The organism is Skermanella sp. (assembly GCF_059503625.1).
Window position 1 is genome coordinate 3,338 of sequence record NZ_JCACHA010000880.1, and the last position, 4,606, is coordinate 7,943.

The 4,606-nt window shown below is 66.0% G+C and carries 5 protein-coding genes; 4 read left to right on the forward strand and 1 reads right to left on the reverse strand.

Features of this window, described 5'->3' with window-relative positions:
- A partial coding sequence (locus AC5JJ6_RS32045; RefSeq protein WP_496045932.1) for an ABC transporter permease occupies positions 1–855 on the forward strand: 855 nt, incomplete at its 5' end.
- A 54-nt stretch (positions 856–909) separates the two neighbouring features.
- On the opposite strand, the gene AC5JJ6_RS32050 is transcribed toward AC5JJ6_RS32045, so the two are convergent.
- Entirely contained in the window at positions 910–1,125 is a 216-nt protein-coding gene (locus AC5JJ6_RS32050) for a hypothetical protein (protein ID WP_496045933.1), read from the reverse strand.
- 298 nt (positions 1,126–1,423) lie between these two features.
- On the opposite strand from AC5JJ6_RS32050, the gene araD reads away from it, so the two are divergent.
- The 3 genes from araD to AC5JJ6_RS32065 form a co-directional block, all read left to right on the forward strand.
- Positions 1,424–3,157 (forward strand): L-arabinonate dehydratase, encoded by a 1,734-nt coding sequence (gene araD, locus AC5JJ6_RS32055; protein ID WP_496045934.1) that lies wholly within the window; start codon positions 1,424–1,426, stop codon positions 3,155–3,157.
- A 55-nt stretch (positions 3,158–3,212) separates the two neighbouring features.
- Complete coding sequence (locus AC5JJ6_RS32060; RefSeq protein WP_496045935.1) at positions 3,213–3,983, forward strand: aldolase/citrate lyase family protein; 771 nt, start codon at positions 3,213–3,215, stop codon at positions 3,981–3,983.
- A 36-nt stretch (positions 3,984–4,019) separates the two neighbouring features.
- On the forward strand, positions 4,020–4,606 hold a 587-nt coding region (locus AC5JJ6_RS32065; RefSeq protein ID WP_496045936.1), incomplete at its 3' end, for an NAD(P)-dependent oxidoreductase.

Genomic DNA, 4,606 nt, shown 5'->3' on the forward strand with positions numbered 1-4,606 from the left:
CTCTGCCTGTTCTACGCCGTCGGCGGCGCCCTCATGTTCGCGCTGCTCGGCATCTTCTTCCTGGACATGCTGGTAAACTACGAAATCCCCTGGCCGATCTCCCTGCTGATAACGATCGCCGCCGGAGCTGTTCTCGGCTCCATCCACGGATTGCTGGTGACCCGCCTCAAGATGCAGCCTTTCGTCGTGACCCTGTGCGGGCTGCTGCTGTACCGGGGCATCGCGCGATGGTATACGGCAGACTCCACCCAAGGGTTCGGCTATGGCGGCGGCTACGAAACGCTGGAATGGCTGATGTCCGGCCGGACCTACAACATCCCGCACACCTTCATCTTCCTGGTGATCGTCGCCGTCGTCATGAGCGTGGTGCTGCACCGGTCGGTCTATGGCCGCTACCTGTTCGCCGTCGGCAAGAACGAGGAGGCCGCCCGGTTCTCCGGCATTCCCACGACCACGGTGATCACCATGGCCTATGTCATCGCGGGAACGCTGGCCGGCATTTCGTCCGTCTTCTTCGTCTTCTATACGCAGTCGGTCTCCCCGTCGGCGCATGGCAACTTCTACGAGCTTTATGCCATCGCGGCGGCGGTGCTGGGCGGATGCTCGCTGCGTGGCGGCGAGGGATCGATCGTCGGCATCGTGCTCGGCACCGTCCTGCTCCAGGTATTGCAGAACCTGGTGAACATCCTGGGCATCCCGAGTTCGCTGAACTTCGCCGTCATGGGGGCCGTGATCCTGCTCGGCGTCCTTGCCGACCAGCAGCTCCAGCGCCGCCGCCAGAAGCGTCTTGCGATGGCGAGCGCCGAGGCGCGCGAGCTGACGGCCAAGGAAGGAACGGCGGGGGCCGCAGTCTGAGAGGATGTGCCGGGCTGCGGGAGCCAAACATGGCACCAGGGACGCCGAACGGCCTTACTGGCCGTCGGCGTCCGTTGCGGCTACCTGAAGGGCGCGCAGGCGCGCATACTCCTCGGCGAAGAAAGCGCCGCTGTTGGCGAGGGTCTGGATCTCGTCGCCCAGTTCGGCATAGCCGGCGGCACGCATGCGTTCGGCGACGGCATTCAGTTCCTTCACCGCAAAGCCGAGTTGATTGGCGATAGCCTCGCTTTCATCTTTCTTCTTTGCCATAGGGCCTTCCTCAGTCAGATCGGTTCCAAAATGCAGACAGGGCGTTTCGGGCGGCAAGTTACCACTTCAGGCGTACATCGGAAAGGGGGTGTACGGTCGTATCCCCCTTGGAGACGCGCGGAGGAACGGCGTTTAGGGGCCGTGGGGTGGTTACTGTGGTATCGCAGTGCTGGAGCAGCGGAAAAAGCTTCACATAGCGCGATGATAACGCTAACATGACCTTGTTAGCGTTATCATTACGGTCGACAGTTTCCAAAAGAAAAGCCGGCGCCACGGGCCTGGGAGGGAGAAGCAGACAATGACCAGGAAGAAACCTGAGGAACTTCGCAGTCACCGCTGGTACGGGGTCAAGGACCTGCGGTCGTTCGGGCACCGGTCGCGCACCGCGCAGATGGGCTACGACCGCTCCGACTATGCCGGCAAGCCGGTGATCGCGATCGTCAATACCTGGAGCGACATCAATCCCTGCCACACCCATTTCAAGCAGCGGGTCGAGGAAGTGAAGCGCGGCGTCTGGCAGGCCGGCGGCTTCCCGGTCGAGATGCCGGCGATGTCGCTGTCGGAGCCGTTCCAGAAGCCGACCACCATGCTCTACCGCAACTTCCTGGCGATGGAGACGGAGGAGCTGCTGAGGTCGTATCCGGCCGACGGCTGCGTCCTGATGGGCGGCTGCGACAAGACCACCCCTGCCCTGCTGATGGGCGCCTTCTCGATGGACCTGCCGACCGTCTTCATGCCGGCCGGTCCCATGCTGCGCGGCGACTGGGGCGGTGCTGTGCTGGGGTCGGGCAGCGACAGCTGGAAGTACTGGGCGGAACTGCGCGCCGGCAACATCACGGAAGACGACTGGCAGGGCGTGGAGCAGGGCATCGCGCGCTCCGCCGGCCACTGCATGACCATGGGCACCGCATCCACCCTGACGGGGGCGGTCGAGGCGCTGGGCTTCACGCTGCCGGGCGCATCCAGCATCCCGGCTCCGGACTCGCGCCACGCCGCGATGGCGACGCTGACCGGCAAGCTGATCGTCGACATGGTGTGGAACGACCTCAAGCCGTCCGACATCGTCAGCCCGCAGGCGTTCGACAACGCGGTGACCACCGTGCTGGCGCTGGGCGGATCGACCAACGCGGTCGTCCACCTGATCGCCATGGCGCGGCGGGCCGGCGTCGACCTGACGCTCGACCGGTTCGACGAGCTGGCGCGGAAGACGCCGCTGATCGCGAACCTTCGGCCGTCGGGCAAGTTCCTGATGGAAGACTTCTACTATGCCGGCGGCCTGCGGGCGATGCTGGCGCGGCTGGGCGACCTGATCCACCGCGACTGCCTAACCGTCAACGGCTTGACGCTTGGCGCCAATATCGCGGGCTTCAAGGTCTTCGACGACGAGATCATCCGGCCGCTCGACAACCCTGTCGTGGCGTCGGACAGTCTGGCGGTGCTGCGCGGCAACCTGGCGCCCAAGGGCGCCGTCATCAAGCCGCCCGCCGCCGAGCCGCACCTGCACCGGCATTCCGGCAAGGCCGTGGTGTTCGACGACTACAACGACATGGCGGCGCGGATCGACGATCCGGACCTGGACGTGGACGCGACTTCCGTGCTGGTGCTGCGCAACGCCGGACCGCTGGGAGCGCCGGGCATGCCGGAATGGGGCCAGCTGCCGATCCCGAAGAAGCTGCTTCAGCAGGGTGTCCGCGACATGCTGCGGATATCGGACGCGCGGATGAGCGGCACCAGCTACGGCGCCTGCGTGCTTCACGTGGCGCCGGAAGCCTTCATCGGCGGTCCGCTGGCGCTGGTGCGCGACGGCGACGTGATCGAGCTGGACATTCCCGCCCGCCGGCTGGAGCTTCGGGTAAGCGAGGACGAGCTGGCCCGCCGGAAGGCGGAATGGAAGGCGCCGCCGTCGCGGTTCGAGCGCGGGTACGGGGCGATGTTCTCGCAGTTCGTCTCCCAGGCCGACGAGGGCTGCGATTTCAGCTTCCTGGAGACCGGCGCGAAGACGGCGGCTGCGGGCGAGCCGGAGATCCACTGAACGGCATCGTCTCATCAAGAAGACACGTCTCATCGAAAAACAGGGAGGAAACGCCATGGACATGCCGATCAACACGTTCAAGCGGGCGATCATGGAAGGCCGGCAGCAGATCGGCCTGTGGTCGAGCCTGTCGAGCAACATCTCGGTCGAGATCCTGGCCGGGTCGGGGTTCGACTGGCTGCTGATCGATACCGAGCATTCGCCGAACGACCTGCCGATGGTCTTCAGCCAGCTTCAGGCCGCCGTCGGCGGAACCGCGCACCCGATCGTGCGGCCGCCCTGGAACGACATGGTGGTGATCAAGCGCTACCTGGACGCGGGCGTCCAGACGTTCCTGATCCCCTATGTCCAGAATGCGGAGGAGGCTCGCCAAGCGGTCGCCGCCACCCGCTATCCGCCGGACGGGATACGCGGCTTCGCCTCGGCCTCGCGCGCGTCGCGGTTCGGCCGGGTGAAGGACTACTACGCACGGGCGGCGGAGGAAACCTGCGTCCTGGTGCAGATCGAGACGCGGGAAGCGCTGGGCCGCCTGGAAGAGATCGCCGCCGTTCCCGGCGTGGACGGCGTGTTCATCGGGCCGGGCGACCTGTCGGCCGACATGGGCTACCTGGGGCAGCCGGGCCACCCCGACGTGACCGCCGCGATCGACGACGCGATCGGCCGGATCGTGGCCTGCGGCAACCGGGCCGGCATCCTGACCGGCGACGAGACCCTGGCGCGGCACTTCATCGAAAAGGGCTGCATCTTCACCGCCGTCGGTTCCGACGTGGGGCTGCTGGTCAAGTCGTCGGAAGCGCTGGCGAACAAGTTCAGGAACCCGGCGTAACGGATTTTTCCGGCCGGACTTACAGGGAGAGATTTCATGAAGGTAGGTTTCATCGGGCTCGGCATCATGGGCCGGCCCATGGCCGCCCATCTGGCGGACGGCGGGCACGAGCTGTACGTCCACGACCTACGGGATGCCCCCCAGGACCTGCTCGACAAGGGCGCCAAGGACTGCCGGTCCGGGCGCGAGGTGGCGGAACAGGCCGATGTCGTCATCACGATGGTCCCGGACACTCCCCATGTCGAGGCGGCCCTGTTCGGCCCCGGCGGCGTCGCCGAGGGGCTGAAGCCGGGCAAGCTGGTGATCGACATGAGCTCGATCGCCCCCCTGGAAACCAAGAAGTTCGCGGCGCGGATCAACGAGCTTGGCTGCGATTATCTGGATGCGCCGGTTTCCGGCGGCGAGGTCGGCGCCAAGGCGGCGTCGCTGACCATCATGGTCGGCGGGCCTGAGGAAGCGTTCGGCCGGGCGAAGCCGCTGTTCGAGCTGATGGGCAAGAACATCACGCTGGTCGGCGGCAACGGCGACGGCCAGACGACCAAGGTCGCCAACCAGATCATCGTGGCGCTGACGATCGAAGCGGTTGCGGAAGCACTGCTGTTCGCGTCGAAGGCGGGAGCCGA

Bases quoted from the DNA above. Each gene is read 5' to 3' on its own strand.
- araD (WP_496045934.1), top strand. From the start codon at position 1,424: ATGACCAGGAAGAAACCTGAGGAACTTCGCAGTCACCGCTGGTACGGG.
- AC5JJ6_RS32050 (WP_496045933.1), bottom strand. From the start codon at position 1,125: ATGGCAAAGAAGAAAGATGAAAGCGAGGCTATCGCCAATCAACTCGGC.
- AC5JJ6_RS32060 (WP_496045935.1), top strand. From the start codon at position 3,213: ATGGACATGCCGATCAACACGTTCAAGCGGGCGATCATGGAAGGCCGG.